The 15,470-nt window shown below is 58.7% G+C and carries 17 protein-coding genes; 11 read left to right on the forward strand and 6 right to left on the reverse strand.

The features are described from left to right. Positions 1-4 precede the first annotated feature (4 nt). The 11 genes from AB731_RS12305 to pufC all read left to right on the forward strand — a co-directional run bounded on the left by AB731_RS12305 (position 5) and on the right by pufC (position 9,717). Positions 5-1,183, forward strand: a complete 1,179-nt coding sequence (locus tag AB731_RS12305; protein ID WP_231638940.1) for a methyltransferase — start codon at positions 5-7, stop codon at positions 1,181-1,183. A 116-nt stretch (positions 1,184-1,299) separates the two neighbouring features. Continuing rightward, positions 1,300-2,235, forward strand: a complete 936-nt coding sequence (gene bchC, locus AB731_RS12310; protein ID WP_047094341.1) for a chlorophyll synthesis pathway protein BchC — start codon at positions 1,300-1,302, stop codon at positions 2,233-2,235. Next, entirely contained in the window at positions 2,232-3,218 is a 987-nt protein-coding gene (locus AB731_RS12315; RefSeq protein ID WP_047094342.1) for a chlorophyllide a reductase iron protein subunit X, read from the forward strand. The genes bchC and AB731_RS12315 overlap by 4 nt, the downstream gene beginning before the upstream one ends. Positions 3,219-3,221: 3 nt before the next feature. Beyond that, a complete protein-coding gene (gene bchY / locus AB731_RS12320) occupies positions 3,222-4,769 on the forward strand; it encodes a chlorophyllide a reductase subunit Y (protein ID WP_082126489.1) in 1,548 nt (515 codons plus the stop codon). Then, a complete protein-coding gene (bchZ, locus tag AB731_RS12325) occupies positions 4,766-6,211 on the forward strand; it encodes a chlorophyllide a reductase subunit Z (protein WP_047094343.1) in 1,446 nt (481 codons plus the stop codon). Before bchY ends, bchZ begins: the two co-directional genes overlap by 4 nt. Further along, entirely contained in the window at positions 6,208-6,339 is a 132-nt protein-coding gene (locus AB731_RS14340) for a hypothetical protein (protein WP_269429539.1), read from the forward strand. Before bchZ ends, AB731_RS14340 begins: the two co-directional genes overlap by 4 nt. Further along, positions 6,332-6,490, forward strand: coding sequence for a light-harvesting antenna LH1, beta subunit (gene pufB, locus AB731_RS13860; protein ID WP_082126490.1), 159 nt, complete (start codon positions 6,332-6,334; stop codon positions 6,488-6,490). The genes AB731_RS14340 and pufB overlap by 8 nt, the downstream gene beginning before the upstream one ends. Before the next feature lie 64 nt (positions 6,491-6,554). After that, entirely contained in the window at positions 6,555-6,722 is a 168-nt protein-coding gene (gene pufA / locus AB731_RS13865; protein ID WP_082126491.1) for a light-harvesting antenna LH1, alpha subunit, read from the forward strand. Positions 6,723-6,848: 126 nt separating this feature from the next. Continuing rightward, positions 6,849-7,673, forward strand: coding sequence for a photosynthetic reaction center subunit L (gene pufL, locus AB731_RS12330; RefSeq protein WP_047094344.1), 825 nt, complete (start codon positions 6,849-6,851; stop codon positions 7,671-7,673). A gap of 14 nt (positions 7,674-7,687) precedes the next feature. Continuing rightward, positions 7,688-8,665 (forward strand): photosynthetic reaction center subunit M, encoded by a 978-nt coding sequence (pufM, locus tag AB731_RS12335; protein ID WP_047094345.1) that lies wholly within the window; start codon positions 7,688-7,690, stop codon positions 8,663-8,665. Then, complete coding sequence (gene pufC / locus AB731_RS12340; protein WP_047094346.1) at positions 8,662-9,717, forward strand: photosynthetic reaction center cytochrome PufC; 1,056 nt, start codon at positions 8,662-8,664, stop codon at positions 9,715-9,717. The genes pufM and pufC overlap by 4 nt, the downstream gene beginning before the upstream one ends. 73 nt (positions 9,718-9,790) lie before the next feature. Here the strand turns inward: pufC and AB731_RS12345 are convergent, their stop codons facing one another. The 6 genes from AB731_RS12345 to ppsR all read right to left on the reverse strand — a co-directional run bounded on the left by AB731_RS12345 (position 9,791) and on the right by ppsR (position 15,463). Then, positions 9,791-10,045, reverse strand: coding sequence for a hypothetical protein (locus tag AB731_RS12345; protein ID WP_173425762.1), 255 nt, complete (start codon positions 10,043-10,045; stop codon positions 9,791-9,793). Between the two features lie 27 nt (positions 10,046-10,072). Continuing rightward, on the reverse strand, positions 10,073-10,561 hold the full coding sequence (locus tag AB731_RS12350) for a TspO/MBR family protein (RefSeq protein ID WP_331386709.1): 489 nt from the start codon (positions 10,559-10,561) through the stop codon (positions 10,073-10,075). Continuing rightward, positions 10,558-11,754 (reverse strand): geranylgeranyl diphosphate reductase, encoded by a 1,197-nt coding sequence (locus AB731_RS12355; RefSeq protein WP_047094347.1) that lies wholly within the window; start codon positions 11,752-11,754, stop codon positions 10,558-10,560. The genes AB731_RS12350 and AB731_RS12355 overlap by 4 nt, the downstream gene beginning before the upstream one ends. Continuing rightward, positions 11,751-13,070: a BCD family MFS transporter gene (locus tag AB731_RS12360; RefSeq protein ID WP_047094348.1), complete on the reverse strand. Its 1,320-nt coding sequence runs from the start codon at positions 13,068-13,070 to the stop codon at positions 11,751-11,753. The genes AB731_RS12355 and AB731_RS12360 overlap by 4 nt, the downstream gene beginning before the upstream one ends. After that, positions 13,067-13,969 (reverse strand): chlorophyll synthase ChlG, encoded by a 903-nt coding sequence (gene chlG / locus AB731_RS12365; protein ID WP_047094349.1) that lies wholly within the window; start codon positions 13,967-13,969, stop codon positions 13,067-13,069. The genes AB731_RS12360 and chlG overlap by 4 nt, the downstream gene beginning before the upstream one ends. Positions 13,970-14,038: 69 nt before the next feature. Continuing rightward, entirely contained in the window at positions 14,039-15,463 is a 1,425-nt protein-coding gene (gene ppsR / locus AB731_RS12370) for a transcriptional regulator PpsR (protein WP_231638941.1), read from the reverse strand. Positions 15,464-15,470: the final 7 nt, after the last annotated feature.

Consider the following 15,470-nt stretch of genomic DNA (forward strand, 5'->3'; position numbering starts at 1 on the left):
GAAGATGATTGACGTTTACACACCTTCTGTCCAGTTGATTGGACATATGGTCATCGAAAACCTTCAATCTGCAAACACACACCCGCCCGAATGGAAGCGGCGCTGGATCAATCGGCGCAATCGCATATTTGCCAATCCCGCATTTCAGAAATGGGCGTCTGCGCTTTGGCCCTTCAGCCGGGTGGCGCGCAAGCATGCATCCCATCTGTTCGACCTTGTGGCCGGGTTTACCTATTCACAGACCCTGCTGGCCGCGGTTGAAGCCGACCTGCTTGGCCTGCTGGCACAGGGCCCCAGCGATGCCGATGCCATCGCGGCGCATTGCGATTTGTCACGCGATGGCGCGCTGCGGCTGGTGCGAGCAGCGGCGGCTCTGGGTCTGGCTGAGGAAGTGTCACCCGGCTGGTGGATGCTCGGCGAGCGCGGCGCACCGCTGCATGCCAATGCCGGCGCACAGGCGATGATTCGTCATCACAAACTGCTCTACGCCGATCTGGCGGACCCTCTCGCCCTGCTGCGTGCTGACCGGAAGGCACAAACGCAACTCTCCCGCTTTTGGCAATACGGTGTGCAAGGAAACGACGAAAAGGCTTCGGCTTATTCTGATCTCATGGCGGTTTCCCAGGCGATGGTGGCCGAGCAGACTCTTGCCGCGCATGATTTTTCGCGGTGCCGCAGCATCCTTGATATCGGCGGCGGTCATGGCGCTTTCGTCAGTGCGGTCGCGGTTCAGCACCCCAATGCACGACTCGGCATTTTCGATCTGCCTCCAGTGCTCGAAGGAACTGCAAAAAGACTCGAGTCGGCAGGATTGAACGGCCGCGTCACGCTGCATCCTGGCGACTTTTTCCACACCCCGCTGCCCACAGGTTACGACTGCATCACTCTGAACCGTATTCTGCATGATCACGATGATGACGCCGCCCTGGCCCTGCTCAAATCCACCCACAAAGCGTTGAAGCCAGGTGCCCGATTAGTCATTGCCGAGCCTATGGCGGACACTCCCGGAGCGCAGGGCATGGGGGATGCGTATTTCGGATTATACCTGTGGGCGATGAATTCAGGGCGGCCTCGCTCCATAAGAGAGATCGGCGCGATGCTGCAAGAGGCCGGATTCCAGAGCTGGCAGTCCGCCACTACCCGTCAACCCGTGATCGCAAGTCTAATTGTCAGTCTGGCATGACAACTTAGATTGTCATGCTTGATTGACACTTAGGCAGCTTTCGCTAAGGTGAACGTCCGAAGAAGCATCTTGGGATGCCGTGGGCCCGCAAGGGTTGAAAAGGGATGGTTTAGCGAATGGACGCACATGCGGTCATATTGGAAGCTCCAAGAAAGCTGTCGCTGCGTCCGCTGACCTTGTCTCCATGTAGCCCTTCCGATGTCATCGTCGAAATCCATCACAGCGGGATAAGTACCGGTACGGAAAAGCTGTTCTGGACAGGCGAAATGCCAAGTTTTCCAGGCATGGGTTACCCGCTCGTACCCGGATATGAATCAGTGGGCCGCGTGATTGGTGGCGGAACCGATGTGGAAGATCGCATCGGTGAATGGGTCTTTGTTCCCGGTGCAACCTGTTACGAAAGCGCCCGCGGCCTGTTTGGCGGCACAGCGGAAAAGGTGATTCTGCCGTCCGCCCGCGCTCTGCCAGTTTCCGAGTCGCTGGGCCGCGAAGGCGTGCTGTTTGCGCTCGCTGCGACTGCACTTCACGCGATTGCCGGTGGCACAGTTCCCGACTTGATCGTTGGACACGGCACGCTCGGCCGATTGCTCGCCCGCATTACCATCGCGATGGGCGCACCTGCCCCCGTCGTATGGGACAACAAGGCCAGCCGCCGTACCGGCGGCGCGGGTTATGATGTTCTTGCACCAAAGGATGATGACCGCCGCGATTACACCTCGGTCTATGATGCCAGCGGTTATGCCGACGGGATCGACGCACTGATCGGGCGCCTCGCCCATGGCGGCGAGATTGTTCTTGCAGGCTTTTACGCCAATCGCCCCAGCTTTGCATTTCCCGCCGCCTTCCGCGCCGAAGCCCGCTTCCGTGTGGCCGCAGAATGGAAGCCGGAAGACCTTTCCGCAACGCGCGACCTTATCGATAGCGGCGCGCTCGATCTGAGCGGCCTGATTTCGCACACAAGCCCCGCCGGGGACGCCCTCAAGGCCTACCCCACCGCCTTCAACGATACCGATTGCCTGAAAATGGTGCTCGACTGGAGCCAATCAGAATGACCATGCTCGACGCCGATACAGCCTTGCGGGACGAAGCATCGATTGAACCCGATCCCGTTCACACCGGCGAGATAAAGTCCGAAACGCAGATCATCGCGATCTATGGCAAGGGTGGATCAGGCAAGAGCTTTGCCCTGTCCAACCTCAGCTACATGATGGCGCAGCAGGGCAAGCGGGTGCTGCTGATTGGCTGCGATCCCAAGTCCGACACCACCAGCCTGCTGTTCGGCGGCAAAAGCTGCCCGACCATCATCGAGACCAGTTCGGCCAAGAAGCTGGCTGGCGAGGAAGTCACCATCGAAGACGTGTGCTTCCAGCGTGACGGTGTGTTCGCCATGGAACTTGGCGGCCCCGAAGTTGGGCGCGGCTGCGGCGGACGCGGTATTATTCACGGCTTTGAATTGCTCGAAAAACTGGGCTTCCACGAATGGGGCTTCGACTACGTCCTGCTCGATTTCCTGGGTGACGTGGTGTGCGGCGGCTTCGGCCTGCCGATTGCCCGCGACATGTGCCAGAAAGTGATTGTTGTCGGATCGAACGACCTGCAATCGCTCTATGTCGCCAACAATGTCTGCAAGGCGGTGGAATACTTCCGCAAGATGGGCGGCAATGTCGGCGTGGCCGGCATGATCATCAACAAGGATGATGGCACGGGTGAAGCCCAGGCCTTTGCCGATGCCGTTGATATTCCAGTGTTGACAGCCATTCCTGCGAATGAAGATATTCGCCGAAAATCAGCCAATTACCAGATTATCGGAACGCCGGACAGCGAATGGGGCAGTCTTTTCGAAGAGCTCGCACAGAACGTTGCCGAAGCGCCTCCGCGCCAGCCCACCCCGCTCGATCAGGACGGTTTGCTCAATCTCTTCTCTCCTGAAGACACAGGCCGGGACATCCGACTGATGCCCGCCACTCAGGCAGACATGCGCGGCGGAACTTTTGAAGAAAAGCCATCGCTCGAAGTGATCTATGATGAGGCATGATGCATGAGTGATCTGGCAACAGACATGGCGCGCCAGCCTGACCGGATCGACATCGATACCGGAGCGGACACTGGCGGCGGCTGCCATGGCGGTGCAGACACCATGCGCGAAGCTGCGCGCAAAGCTGGTAAGAGCGAAATTCTCGATCGATATGCGGCAGATTATCCGGTTGAGGAAAGCAAAGGCCCGCACGATCAGCCGCAAAGCATGTGCCCGGCCTTCGGGTCCTTGCGCGTTGGCCTGCGGATGCGGCGCACGGCCACCGTTCTGTCTGGTTCTGCCTGCTGCGTTTACGGCCTGACATTCACATCGCATTTCTACGGCGCGCGGCGGACAGTCGGCTACGTCCCTTTCAGTTCTGAAACGCTAGTTACCGGCAAGCTGTTTGAAGACATCAAGGAAGCGGTCGAAAACCTCGCCGATCCAGAGAATTACGACACCATCGTCGTCACCAATCTGTGCGTTCCAACGGCCAGCGGCGTGCCGTTGCGGTTGCTGCCGGACCAGATCAACGGCGTGCGGATCATCGGGATCGATGTGCCTGGATTTGGCATCCCCACCCATGCAGAGGCGAAGGATGTGCTGGCCGGTGCCATGCTCAAATATGCCCGCGAGGAAGTGGAGCAAGGCCCCGTAGCTGCGCCCCGCGAAAAGAGCGACAAACCCACAATCACCCTGCTGGGAGAAATGTTCCCGGCTGATCCGGTAGGTATCGGGATGTTGCTGGAGCCGCTTGGCCTGGCCGCTGGCCCGGTTGTTCCGACACGCGAATGGCGCGAACTTTATGGCGCGCTCGATTGCGCGGCTGTTGCTGCCATCCACCCCTTCTACACCGCCAGCGTCCGTGAATTCCAGAAAGCTGGCCGCAAGATCATCGGCTCTGCTCCGGTCGGCGCGGAAGGCACTGCTGCATGGCTCGATGCCATCGGCGATGCATGCGGCGTAAAGCAATCGCAGATCGATTCCGCCAAGGACACTTTCACCGGAGCAATCCGCGGCGCACTGGCTGCCAATCCCATCAATGGCCGGATTACCGTATCGGGCTATGAAGGTTCTGAATTGCTGGTCGCGCGGTTGCTGATCGAAAGCGGCGCGGATGTGCCCTATGTTGGCACCGCTTGCCCCAAAACGCAGTGGTCCGATCCCGACCGTGAATGGCTGGAGGCCAAGGGCGTGCGCATCAATTTCCGCGCCAGCCTGGAAGAAGACATTGCCGCGATTGCAGAATTCGGCCCCGATTTGGCCATCGGCACAACCCCGGTTGTCCAGCACGCCAAACAGAAGGCTATCCCTTCACTATACTTCACCAATCTGATCTCCGCCCGCCCGCTGATGGGTCCGGCAGGAGCGGGCAGTTTGGCGCAGGTGATCAATGCGGCGATGGCGAACAAGGCGCGCATGAACACCATGAGCGAGTTTTTCGAAGGCGTCGGCACCGGTCACACCAGCGGCGTCTGGGAAGACACGCCGATGGACCGGCCCAAGTTCAAAGCGAAATACGCTGCGCTGAATGAAGCTGCGCGCAAAGCGGCAGAGGCTGTAGGATCATGAGCCTGATCCTCGATCATGACCGCGCAGGCGGATACTGGGGCGCAGTCTATGTCTTTACGGCGATAAAGGGCTTGCAAGTCATCATCGATGGCCCGGTTGGCTGTGAGAACCTGCCCGTCACATCGGTGCTGCATTACACAGACGGTTTGCCGCCGCACGAGCTGCCAATCGTTGTCACCGGCCTTGGCGAGGAAGAGCTCGGCAAAACCGGGACAGAAGCTGCCATGATGCGCGCCTGGAAAACGCTCGATCCGGAATTGCCGGCAGTGGTCGTCACCGGCTCCATATCGGAAATGATCGGCGGAGGGGTTACTCCGCAAGGCACCAATATCAAACGCTTCCTGCCGCGCACGATCGACGAAGATCAGTGGCAAAGCGCCGACCGCGCGATGAGCTGGCTGTGGACCGAATTCGGGCCGAAAAAAGTGCCTGCCATGAAGCCGGTGAAAGATGGCGAGAAGCCCAAGGTCAACATCCTCGGCCCCGCTTACGGCATGTTCAACATGGCATCCGACCTCGCAGAAATCCGCCGCCTTGTCGAAGGCATTGGCGCAGAAGTGAACATGGCGTTCCCTCTCGGCAGCCATCTGGCGGATGTTCGCCGCCTTGGCGACGCGCAGGCCAATGTTTGCCTTTACCGCGAATTTGGCCGCAATCTGTGTGAACTGATGGAGCGGCCCTATTTCCAGGCTCCTGTAGGCCTCAGCTCTACCACGAAATTCCTCCGCGCCTTGGGTGCAGAACTGGGGCTAGACCCCGAACCGTTTATCGAGCGTGAGAAGCACACTACGATCAAGCCTTTGTGGGATTTGTGGCGCTCCGTCACGCAGGATTTCTTCGCCACGGCCAGCTTCGGCATCGTCGCGAACGAAACCTATGCGCGCGGTATCCGCAAATTCCTCGAAGATGACATGGGCCTGCCCTGCGCGTTTTCCTTCAGCAGGTCTGCTGGCGTAAAGCCTGACAATGCTGCCGTGCGCGAGGCGATCCATACCAATCCGCCGCTGGTGATGTTCGGATCGTACAATGAACGCATGTACATGGCCGAATGCAAATCGCGCGGGATTTATATCCCGGCCAGCTTCCCCGGCGCAGCCATTCGACGCCATCCGGGTACGCCTTTCATGGGCTATTCCGGCGCGACGTATCTGGTGCAGGAAGTGTGCAATGCGCTGTTCGACGCCCTGTTCCACATCCTGCCACTCAGCACCGATCTCGACAAAGTCGACCCCACGCCCGCGAAACAGCACCGCGAGATGGCGTGGGATGCAGACGCCAAGGCCAAGCTCGATACGCTGGTAGAGGCGCAGCCCGTCCTGATCCGCATTTCTGCCGCAAAGCGCCTGCGCGATGCCGCTGAACGCGCCGCGCGCCGTGCTGGCGAAGAACGCGTATCTGCCGAACGGCTCGCCGATGCCCTGCTTGCAGGAGAAGGCGCATGACCGCCGAAATTCAAGAGATTGCCCGCGCTGCCGGGCTCCAGCATTCGGACAGAGAAATCCGTCCGGGTACCAAGGGAGGCACGACGCCTCTCGCACAATCAAGCACATTGGAGAAAAGCTATGAGTGATCCTGATGATCGCTTCGGCCTGAGGACATACCTTACGCCGGAAGAAGCGAAGGAATTCCACAAGCTGTTCATGGCGACGTTCGTCGGCTTCGTGGCAATCGCCGTCGTTGCTCATGCGTTGGTATGGATCTGGCGGCCCTGGCTTCCCTGATCGTCATCTGACGTTCGTGACCGAACAATCGGTCAAATATTGAATCACATGAAAGGAATTTCACATGTGGAGAGCTTGGATGATGTTCAATCCACGTACTGCGCTCGTCGGACTTCACGTCGGACTCGCCGTACTGGCATTTTCAATCCACTTCATTTTGCTGAGCACGGATACGTATAACTGGCTTGATGGCCCGAATGCATCCGCGACAGCACAGCTTGCGTCGAACTGACACCAGCTAACGAAGTGCAGATCATTCGACTGTGCGAGAGGCGCGGCTGGTAGTGCCAGCCGTGCCTCACGGTCGAAATACTGACTAACCATTGTCCCGTCGATAGCGGCGGGGGAGGATTGGGCTATGGCGCTCCTCAGTTTTGAGAGAAAATATCGTGTGCGTGGCGGCACTCTGATCGGTGGAGATATGTTCGACTTCTGGGTCGGGCCCTTTTACGTGGGCTTGTTCGGGATAGTAACGGCCATGTTCGCCACCCTGGGGACGATGCTGATATTTTATGCAGCATCGCAAGGTCCAACCTGGAATCCATGGCTGATTTCGATCGCTCCGCCGGATTTGTCCTACGGTCTTGGCTTCGCGCCATTGGCCGAAGGCGGGTTCTGGCAGGTGATTACAGTCTGCGCGCTGATATCTTTTGTCTCGTGGGCGCTACGCGAGGTGGAAATCTGCCGCAAGTTGGGCATGGGTTATCATGTGCCCTTCGCCTTTGGCATGGCCATATTCGCCTATTTCACATTGGTGGTTATCCGCCCTGTTCTGATGGGCGGCTGGCACTTTGGCTTCCCGTACGGGATATTCAGCCACCTCGACTGGGTATCGAACACCGGATACCAATATCTGCACTTCCACTATAACCCGGCGCACATGCTGGCGGTGAGCTTCTTCTTCACTACCACCCTCGCGCTGGCGCTGCACGGCGCACTGGTTCTCTCGGCCACCAATCCGGCCGCAGGAGAAGAGGTGAAGACACCGGAATATGAAGACACCTTCTTCCGCGACTTGATCGGATATTCGGTCGGCACCTTGGGCATCCACCGTGTGGGCCTGCTGCTGGCGTTGAATGCCGGCTTCTGGAGCGCGGTTTGCATTGTCATCAGCGGCCCCCTTTGGACCAAAGGCTGGCCCGAATGGTGGACCTGGTGGCTCAACCTGCCGATCTGGTCGTGAGGGAGCACTGAAACATGGCGCAATATCAAAACATCTTCACCCAGGTTCAGCTCCGCGCTTCTCCGGAAATGGGAGTTCCGCTGCCGGCAGAACAACAGGGCTCACGAACACAAGGCACGACATTCAGCCACATCATGGGGCTGATCGGGCAGGCGCAGATCGGACCGGTCTATCTGGGCTATCTCGGCGTGACCTCGCTCGTCCTTGGTCTGATCGCTTTCGAGATAATCGGGCTCAACATGCTGGCTTCGGTCGGCTGGGATCCTATCCAGTTCGTGCGCCAGCTCTTCTGGCTCTCGCTTGAGCCACCAGGCCCTGAATACGGGTTCTCTCCGTTTGTACCGCTTGCCGAAGGCGGATGGTTCATCCTTGCAGGGCTTTGCTTCACGTCATCAGTCATCCTGTGGTGGATCCGGTCTTATCGCCGTGCATCTGCCCTCGGCATGGGCAAGCATGTGTCCTGGGCCTTTGCATCTGCGATATTCCTGATGCTGGTGCTTGGCTTCATTCGCCCGATGATGATGGGCAGCTGGGCAGAAGCCGTACCCTATGGCATCTTCCCGCACCTCGATTGGACCGCTGCATTCTCGATCCGGTACGGCAATCTGTTCTACAATCCATTCCACGCCCTCTCGATCGTGTTCCTGTATGGCTCAGTCCTGCTGTTCGCGATGCACGGTGCCACGATCCTTGCTGTTGGACGTTACGGCGGAGAGCGTGAGATCGAACAGATCACCGACCGCGGCACTGCGTCCGAACGGGCTGCATTGTTCTGGCGCTGGACCATGGGCTTTAACGCCACGATGGAATCCATTCACCGCTGGGCATGGTGGTTCGCCGTGCTGACCACGCTGACAGGCGGGATCGGCATTCTGCTTACCGGAACCGTAGTTGATAACTGGTATTTGTGGGCACAGGAGCATGGCTACGCCTCGCTCTATCCTGACAGCAATGTTGCGGATCCCGCGAGCATGGGGAGTGCAGGAGAATGAGCAAGTTGAAAGCTTATCACGTAGCGCTGCTTGCGCTGCCGCTGACACTAACTGCATGTGAATTTGCCCCGAAGACCACCGAGCAGAATGGCATTGCAGGAACCGGGATGAACCGGGTTTACGTTACCGATGCCAATATCCCTGCCGATGTTCCTGCGCCGCCTTATGAGTTGCCCCCTCCCGGCGGGCCGCTCGCTTCGGAAGTGTATGAGAACGTGCAGGTGCTGGGTGACATCTCGGCCGATGAATTCAACTATCTCATGGCGGCGATAACGGAATGGGTCGCACCCGAGCAGGGCTGCAATTATTGCCATAACCCTGCCAACATGGCGTCGGACGAGATTTACACCAAGGGCGTCGCGCGCTCCATGATCCAGATGACGCAGGACGTGAACCAGAACTGGTCCAGTCATGTTGCGCAAACGGGTGTGACTTGTTGGACCTGCCACCGCGGCAACAACATTCCGGAAAATGTGTGGACCTTGCCAGAGGAACTCACGAGCAATTCGATCAACGGCAATCGCCGCGGCCAGAATGAGCCGATGGAATTGACCGGGAACACTTCACTGCCAAACGTCGCAATCGCGCGATACCTTTTGAACGGAGATGATCCAGCAGAAATCCGCGTCGCATCCAGCACGAGTCATCCCTCGGGCAATACGACGACGACAATGGAAACCGAAGCTACGTTTTCACTCATGATCCACATGTCGAACTCGCTCGGTGTGAACTGCACCTATTGTCACAATACGCAGGCTTTTGCGGAATGGAACCGGAGCACTCCGGCGCGTGCAACAGCGTGGCATGGCATTCGCATGGTCAGGAACATCAACAGTGAATACATCACGCCGTTGACTTCGGTTTTCCCGGATAATCGTCTGGGTCCGGCTGGCGATCCTTACAAGACCAATTGCACAACCTGTCACCAGGGCCAGAACCTGCCGATGGGCGGCGTGCGTATGGTTGCGGATTATCCCGCCCTGCAGTCAGTGTTGGCACCGGCAACAACCGATAGTGTTGCTGCGGGTTCGGAAATGACAGATACGAATTGATGCTTTCCTGTTCGCAGGAAGCATCAATTTCTCAAGGTTGGAAGTTGTACCCCTGACAGGGACAGGGCCCGGATCAATCGCGCCGCGCATTGCGGCGCGAAAGATCGAGCAGGTGCACAGGAAATGACAGTGCAAGTGGCACTGCAATCCACGGCCATGGAGCACCCACCAGCGCCGCTCGCAGCGCGATCAGCATCAGCACTGCTGGCAAAAGCAACAAAGCTACATCGCTCAGACGCCAGCCGCGCCAGAGAAGCCAGATTGTTTCGAGAACGATCACGCCGAGCACGACATCGATTGCGTGTCCGCTGGAGAAAAATACTTCCATCAGATCATTCGCAGACCAATAACCACCTTAACCGAACGGTCCGTTCAACTGGACGATTTCCCAATTGAGCGCTCCCGCTATCGTCACCCAGACCAGATACGGGAGCAGTAACAGGCTCGCGAACCGTGATAGCCGCCAGCAATAGATGATCACTGCCAGGATCGAAACCCATAGCAGGATCAGTTCAAAGAAAGCCCAATCCGGCCGCTGGAGGCGGAAGAAAATCAGACTCCAGACGATATTGAGAAATGCGTTCGCTGCAAAAAGGCCGATTAGCGTGTCGGATACCTTCGTACTTGGAGATTTGCGCCAAGCGGAGACAAAAGCGATAACAGCCAGAGCAAATATCGTGGTCCAGGCGATCGGAAAAGCGGCGCGTGGAGGATTCCAATCAGGTTTGTTCAACCCTTCATACCAAGGTCCCAGATCGGTTATCGTACCGCCAATCGCAGCGACACCCAGTGCCGCCAGCCCGGCAATAGTAACGGGCAAAATCCAGCTTTTGCTCATGCTCATCGTGTGGCAGGTCTCAAGCCCAGCAGATGCGCGGTATCCTTGATGAAAATCTTCAGATGGGCAAGCGGGCGCGCGCGCACCAGACGCTTGTTCATATAAGCCTGCCAGGTCAATTCCTGCACATCCTTGTCCGCACACATCGCGACGAAACGTTCGCGCCGCTTGTCGCTCGAATACCAGAAATGCTGCATGATACCGAGTATCCAGAAAACCTTGCCATGTTCGCGCATGAATTGCTTGCGCGCCTGCTTCAGCGCAGCGGGCTGGCCACTGGCAACAAAAGCGTCCGCAGCCTGGGCAGCGATCCGCCCGCAGGTCATGGCGTAGAAAATGCCCTCACCAGATGCCGGTGCGACAACACCCGCAGCATCACCTGCCACAAGAACATCGCGCCCGTTATCCCATTTCTTCAAAGGCTTCAGCGGAATGGGCGCGCCTTCGCAGCGGATCGTTTCGCAATCGGCCAGTCCCATGTCATCGCGCATGGTTTTCACCGCTCCACGCAAGGAAAAGCCCTTGTTCGCGCTACCAACGCCAATGCTGGCAGAATGGCCGTGCGGGAACACCCAGGCATAGAAATCTGGCGACAGGTGCCCCTGATACAGCACATCGCAGCGGCTTGCGTCGTAACCTTCGGCGGTGCTTTCCGGCGACTTGATGACTTCGTGATAAGCGAAAACACAGTGCATGTTTTCCGCACCTTCAATGTTTTCCTTCGCCACGGCAGACCGCGCGCCATCGGCGCCGATCACCAGCTTGGTACGCACTTTGCGCAGTTCGCCGCCGCGGCTCTCGCGGAAGCAGACCAGCGGGCCGTCAGCGTCGTCGCGCTCGATATGATCGAAAGTGCCCTTCTGGCGCGTCGCTCCTGCGGCTTCAGCGCGGGCACGCAGCCATTCGTCAAACACGTCGCGGTCGACCATTCCGACATATCCGATTTCGCCAACAGGCATGTCCACATGGCGATTGGACGGTGCGACCATTCTTGCTGACCTTGCCTTGGCGACCAGTAGAGATTGCGGAATTTCGAATTCTTCCAGCAAGCGAGGCGGAACTGCTCCACCGCAGGGCTTGATCCGGCCTGCCCGGTCCAGCAGCAAGACGCTGCGCCCAGCCCGCGCGAGATCCCACGCAGCTGTTGCGCCCGAAGGTCCGCCACCGACCACTACGACATCGAATTGTGCTTCGCTCATGCTGATACCAGCTCCCTTGCTGACCGTGTTCGCCGCCCGGTCGCGCGGATTGCCAGGATGGCGGCAACCACAAAGAGCGCCGCTTCCAGTGCAAAAATCATTTGAAAAGCTGCGCCGTCCTGTCCTTGAACCCGGCGGGCAATATCAACGCCAACGGCCCCCAAAAGTCCGCCTGTGCCGAATGCAATCGCCTGCGACGCGCCCCAGACCCCCATGCGCACGCCCTCGCGGGTGTTCTCACCAGCGCCGGCAAGCCCCATCATCGCGCCAATAGCGGCCACGGCGAACACACCGTTACAAAAGCCAAGCGCGAAGACATTGGCCGCCAGCGGCCAGCCAGTTCCGACCTGCGCCGCAATAGCGAGACCGCATAATGCGATGGCTGAACCAGTGCATCCGGCCACGATCCACACGCGCAGCTCTACCGGCATGCGTCCGGCAAAGGCGCTGCCGCCAATGCCTGACACGATCATGCCAAGCAGGACACCGCCGTGCTGCATACCGGAAAGGCTGGTTGATTCCCCTGGCGTCATCGCGAACACCAGGCCTGCAAATGGCTCCAGGATCAGATCCTGCATCGAATAGGCAAGCATCGACACGAAGATGAAAATAGTGAACCGGCGCGCCTCCGCTTCCTGAAAAATCTCGCGAATGGCAGTAGCAAAGTCTGGAACCGTTCCTCCCGGATCACGAACCCGCGCGGAGAGCCTTGGCGCCTTGTCTTCCAATCCGAAAATAGCCGCGCAGCAAACCAGCAGCGCCGCGATCACAACACCGCCACTGACCAACGCCAGCCTTTGCGGAGTAAACGGATCGAGCAGCGCACCGGCAATTCCGGCAGAGATGACTATGCCTGCCACCATCATGATCCAAGTCACGGCAGCGGCGGCCGCACGCCGTTCCGGGGCAACGGCTGATGCAAGCAAAGCCAGCAGCGTCGTTCCTCCCGCGCCAACACCCGCACCGATCATCGTGAAGGCCAGCATCGAAAGCAGGATGCCTGCCATCCAGTTGTTCGACAGGAGGATTGTGGCATTCACCGCCAGCAAACCGCCAACCCCGAGCATGCTGACGCCGCCCAATATCCAAGGGGTGCGGCGGCGGCCCATGTCGGAACCATGGCCCCACAACGGGCGGGTCAGCTGCACGGCATAATGCCACGCCACAAGTCCGGCTGGAATGGCGGCTGCCAGCGCATATTCGACCACCATCACACGGTTCAGCAGCGAAGTCGCCAGCATCACGATCGCGCCAATAGACGCCTGCACTGCGCCAAGGCGGACAATAGAACCCCAGCCAAGGCCGACTTGCGTCATATATACCCCCCAAGGCCTAGCGATGCAGCCAGCATTCCCAGCACATAGAGCGTTACGCCAGTCGCATTGTACCAAGGCGCATGGCGCGCCGGATCGGATATCAGCCGAGGCATCAGGGCGAGTTGAACGGCAAGCAATACACTCACCGCCAGTGCCGAAATCGTCATGCCCCAGATGGCGAGCAAAGCGACGACCGCGATTTGCGGCAGCGCCATCACCGTGCACGCCAGCTTGGCAGCATGATCGACGCCCAGCGTAACGGGAAGGGAGCGCAGGCCGGTCGCACGGTCACCTTCGACGGCCTTGAAATCGTTCAATGTCATGATGCCATGAGCGCCAAGGCTGTAGAGCCCCAACACCGCAAGGACCGAACCCGGCGGCAGTGCGCCTGCCATCACGCTTGCCCCGGTAAACCAGCTCAATCCCTCATAAGTCAGTGCCACAACCGCCGGCCCCCACCAACCGCTCGTCTTGAAACGGAAAGGCGGCGCGCTGTAACCCCAGGCACAGGCAAGCCCTAACAACGTCGCGGCAAACACCCACGGACCAGTCAGCCAAGCGACCAGCATAGACAGCATCGTACCGGCGATGGCGATCCGCAGACCCCAATTGCCCGCTATCCTGCCTGATGGGATCGGACGATCCGGTTCATTGATGGCATCGACATGCCGATCAAACCAGTCGTTCACCGCCTGGCTTGTGCCGCAAACCAAGGGTCCGGTGAGTGCGATACCAGCAATAAGAAACGGCCAGCGTGTATCAAGCGACATACCGGAGGACACCACGCCGCAACCAAAGGCCCACATGGGCGGAAACCAGGTTATCGGTTTGAGCAGCGCAAGCACGTCCCGCGCCGCGGGAGGCGACACCACATGAGTCGAAACGGTCGATTGCGTCATCAAGCAACGCTATGCTTGACAGTTAGGTGCGTCAAATTTTTTTGACACTTTATCGCTCAAAGCGCGAAACTAATCGGAATCCGACACCAAATTGCCCAATCCATGGCGGTGGAGCTTGGAGTAGAGGCTCTGGCGGCTAAGCCCGAGAATTTCCGCGGCAGAGGCCCGGTTGTCCGAAGTATGCGCAAGTGCGGCTTCGATGCACAATCGTTCAATCAGATCGGTACTCTCACGGACGATGTCCTTGAGAGACATACGACCGACCAGTTCGGTCAATTGTTCAACCGAGCGCGGCAATTCGTTCGTCGCCGATGGCAGATCACGAATGCGCCTGCCAACAGGACGGATAACGAGGCCGAGATGCGGATTTTCCTCATCGGTCTGCACAGCCGAAAGCTCCACCGGCTCACCTTCGAAGCCATCTGTCGCGCCAACCACCGTACTGACGTTGCGGGCGACACCATGCTTCGCAAGTTGCCCCTTGACCAGTTCCAGATCAATGCCCGGCCGCCCGATGTAATCTGCAAGCGATTGACCAAGCAGGTGATCCACGCTTGCTGCACCCACCAATTCGGCAAATTCGGCATTGGCGGTAACGATCACCATTTTGGAATCGGCCAAGACGAACGCATCGGGCATCCGCTCCACAACGCTCAGCACAGGCAGAGCGACTGCGCCGTCGGCGCGCTCTTCCGCCAACATCCGCACAAGCAGATACTGCTTGCCACGCTGGCGGAAACTGGTGGCCTTTAAAGTCAATTCAGTGCTTTCATCCGCCAATGCAATATGCAGTGGCGATATGCTGCTGGAAGATGCAGCGGACCCGAGAAAGCCGATCAGGGCATCGCGTGAAGAACGGGCGAACAGGCCGGAAAGCTTGCTTCCCTGCAAATCCCCTGCGCTCGCTTTCAAAAGGCGGTGCGCAGCGGGGTTTGCTTCCCGAATGCGGAAAGTTTCCCCTTCCACAACCAGGACAGCTTCGGACACTGTATCGAACAAATGGCGATAGCGGTTTTCAGCTTGGCGCAGCCGCATATAATCCCGCTCAAGCGCCTGCTGCGCCTGAAGAAACCGCTGCTGCAGGCCGCCTTCTTCACGCATATCGCGACCAAGCGCGAGGCAGCGGTCGGAATTCTGAAAACCAACCAGGGCATAACGGACTGGAAGATCTGCATCGTCACCCGGGTGGTTCACCTGGCGCCAGCGTTGCGGCCGGCCTTCGCGCATGGCCCCCATCAGTTCCATGACCTTGGGCTTGCTTTCGATTGTGACGACATCGACCCAGTCGCGCCCGATCCAGTTCTCCAGTTCAGGGAATTGCTCCGGATCGCCGCTACCGCCAACAATCACGCCCTGATTGTCAAGAACCAGACTGATGTCGCCGCCAATGAGGGCAAGTTTCGCTGCCGCTTCCGGATCGGAATCGTCGAAAATTCCGGCGAAATCGCCGAAATGCAGCTTGCCTTCAATGCTGTGTTTTCGGGTGAGCATCATGCTTTCC

Source organism: Aurantiacibacter marinus (assembly GCF_001021555.1).
GTDB lineage: Bacteria > Pseudomonadota > Alphaproteobacteria > Sphingomonadales > Sphingomonadaceae > Alteraurantiacibacter > Alteraurantiacibacter marinus.

Bases quoted from the DNA above. Each gene is read 5' to 3' on its own strand.
- pufC (WP_047094346.1), top strand. From the start codon at position 8,662: ATGAGCAAGTTGAAAGCTTATCACGTAGCGCTGCTTGCGCTGCCGCTG.
- pufA (WP_082126491.1), top strand. From the start codon at position 6,555: ATGTGGAGAGCTTGGATGATGTTCAATCCACGTACTGCGCTCGTCGGA.
- AB731_RS14340 (WP_269429539.1), top strand. From the start codon at position 6,208: ATGACCGCCGAAATTCAAGAGATTGCCCGCGCTGCCGGGCTCCAGCAT.
- bchY (WP_082126489.1), top strand. From the start codon at position 3,222: ATGAGTGATCTGGCAACAGACATGGCGCGCCAGCCTGACCGGATCGAC.
- ppsR (WP_231638941.1), bottom strand. From the start codon at position 15,463: ATGATGCTCACCCGAAAACACAGCATTGAAGGCAAGCTGCATTTCGGC.
- pufB (WP_082126490.1), top strand. From the start codon at position 6,332: ATGAGTGATCCTGATGATCGCTTCGGCCTGAGGACATACCTTACGCCG.
- AB731_RS12345 (WP_173425762.1), bottom strand. From the start codon at position 10,045: ATGGAAGTATTTTTCTCCAGCGGACACGCAATCGATGTCGTGCTCGGC.
- AB731_RS12360 (WP_047094348.1), bottom strand. From the start codon at position 13,070: ATGACGCAAGTCGGCCTTGGCTGGGGTTCTATTGTCCGCCTTGGCGCA.
- pufM (WP_047094345.1), top strand. From the start codon at position 7,688: ATGGCGCAATATCAAAACATCTTCACCCAGGTTCAGCTCCGCGCTTCT.
- AB731_RS12355 (WP_047094347.1), bottom strand. From the start codon at position 11,754: ATGAGCGAAGCACAATTCGATGTCGTAGTGGTCGGTGGCGGACCTTCG.
- AB731_RS12305 (WP_231638940.1), top strand. From the start codon at position 5: ATGATTGACGTTTACACACCTTCTGTCCAGTTGATTGGACATATGGTC.
- AB731_RS12315 (WP_047094342.1), top strand. From the start codon at position 2,232: ATGACCATGCTCGACGCCGATACAGCCTTGCGGGACGAAGCATCGATT.
- bchZ (WP_047094343.1), top strand. From the start codon at position 4,766: ATGAGCCTGATCCTCGATCATGACCGCGCAGGCGGATACTGGGGCGCA.
- pufL (WP_047094344.1), top strand. From the start codon at position 6,849: ATGGCGCTCCTCAGTTTTGAGAGAAAATATCGTGTGCGTGGCGGCACT.
- bchC (WP_047094341.1), top strand. From the start codon at position 1,300: ATGGACGCACATGCGGTCATATTGGAAGCTCCAAGAAAGCTGTCGCTG.
- AB731_RS12350 (WP_331386709.1), bottom strand. From the start codon at position 10,561: ATGAGCATGAGCAAAAGCTGGATTTTGCCCGTTACTATTGCCGGGCTG.
- chlG (WP_047094349.1), bottom strand. From the start codon at position 13,969: ATGACGCAATCGACCGTTTCGACTCATGTGGTGTCGCCTCCCGCGGCG.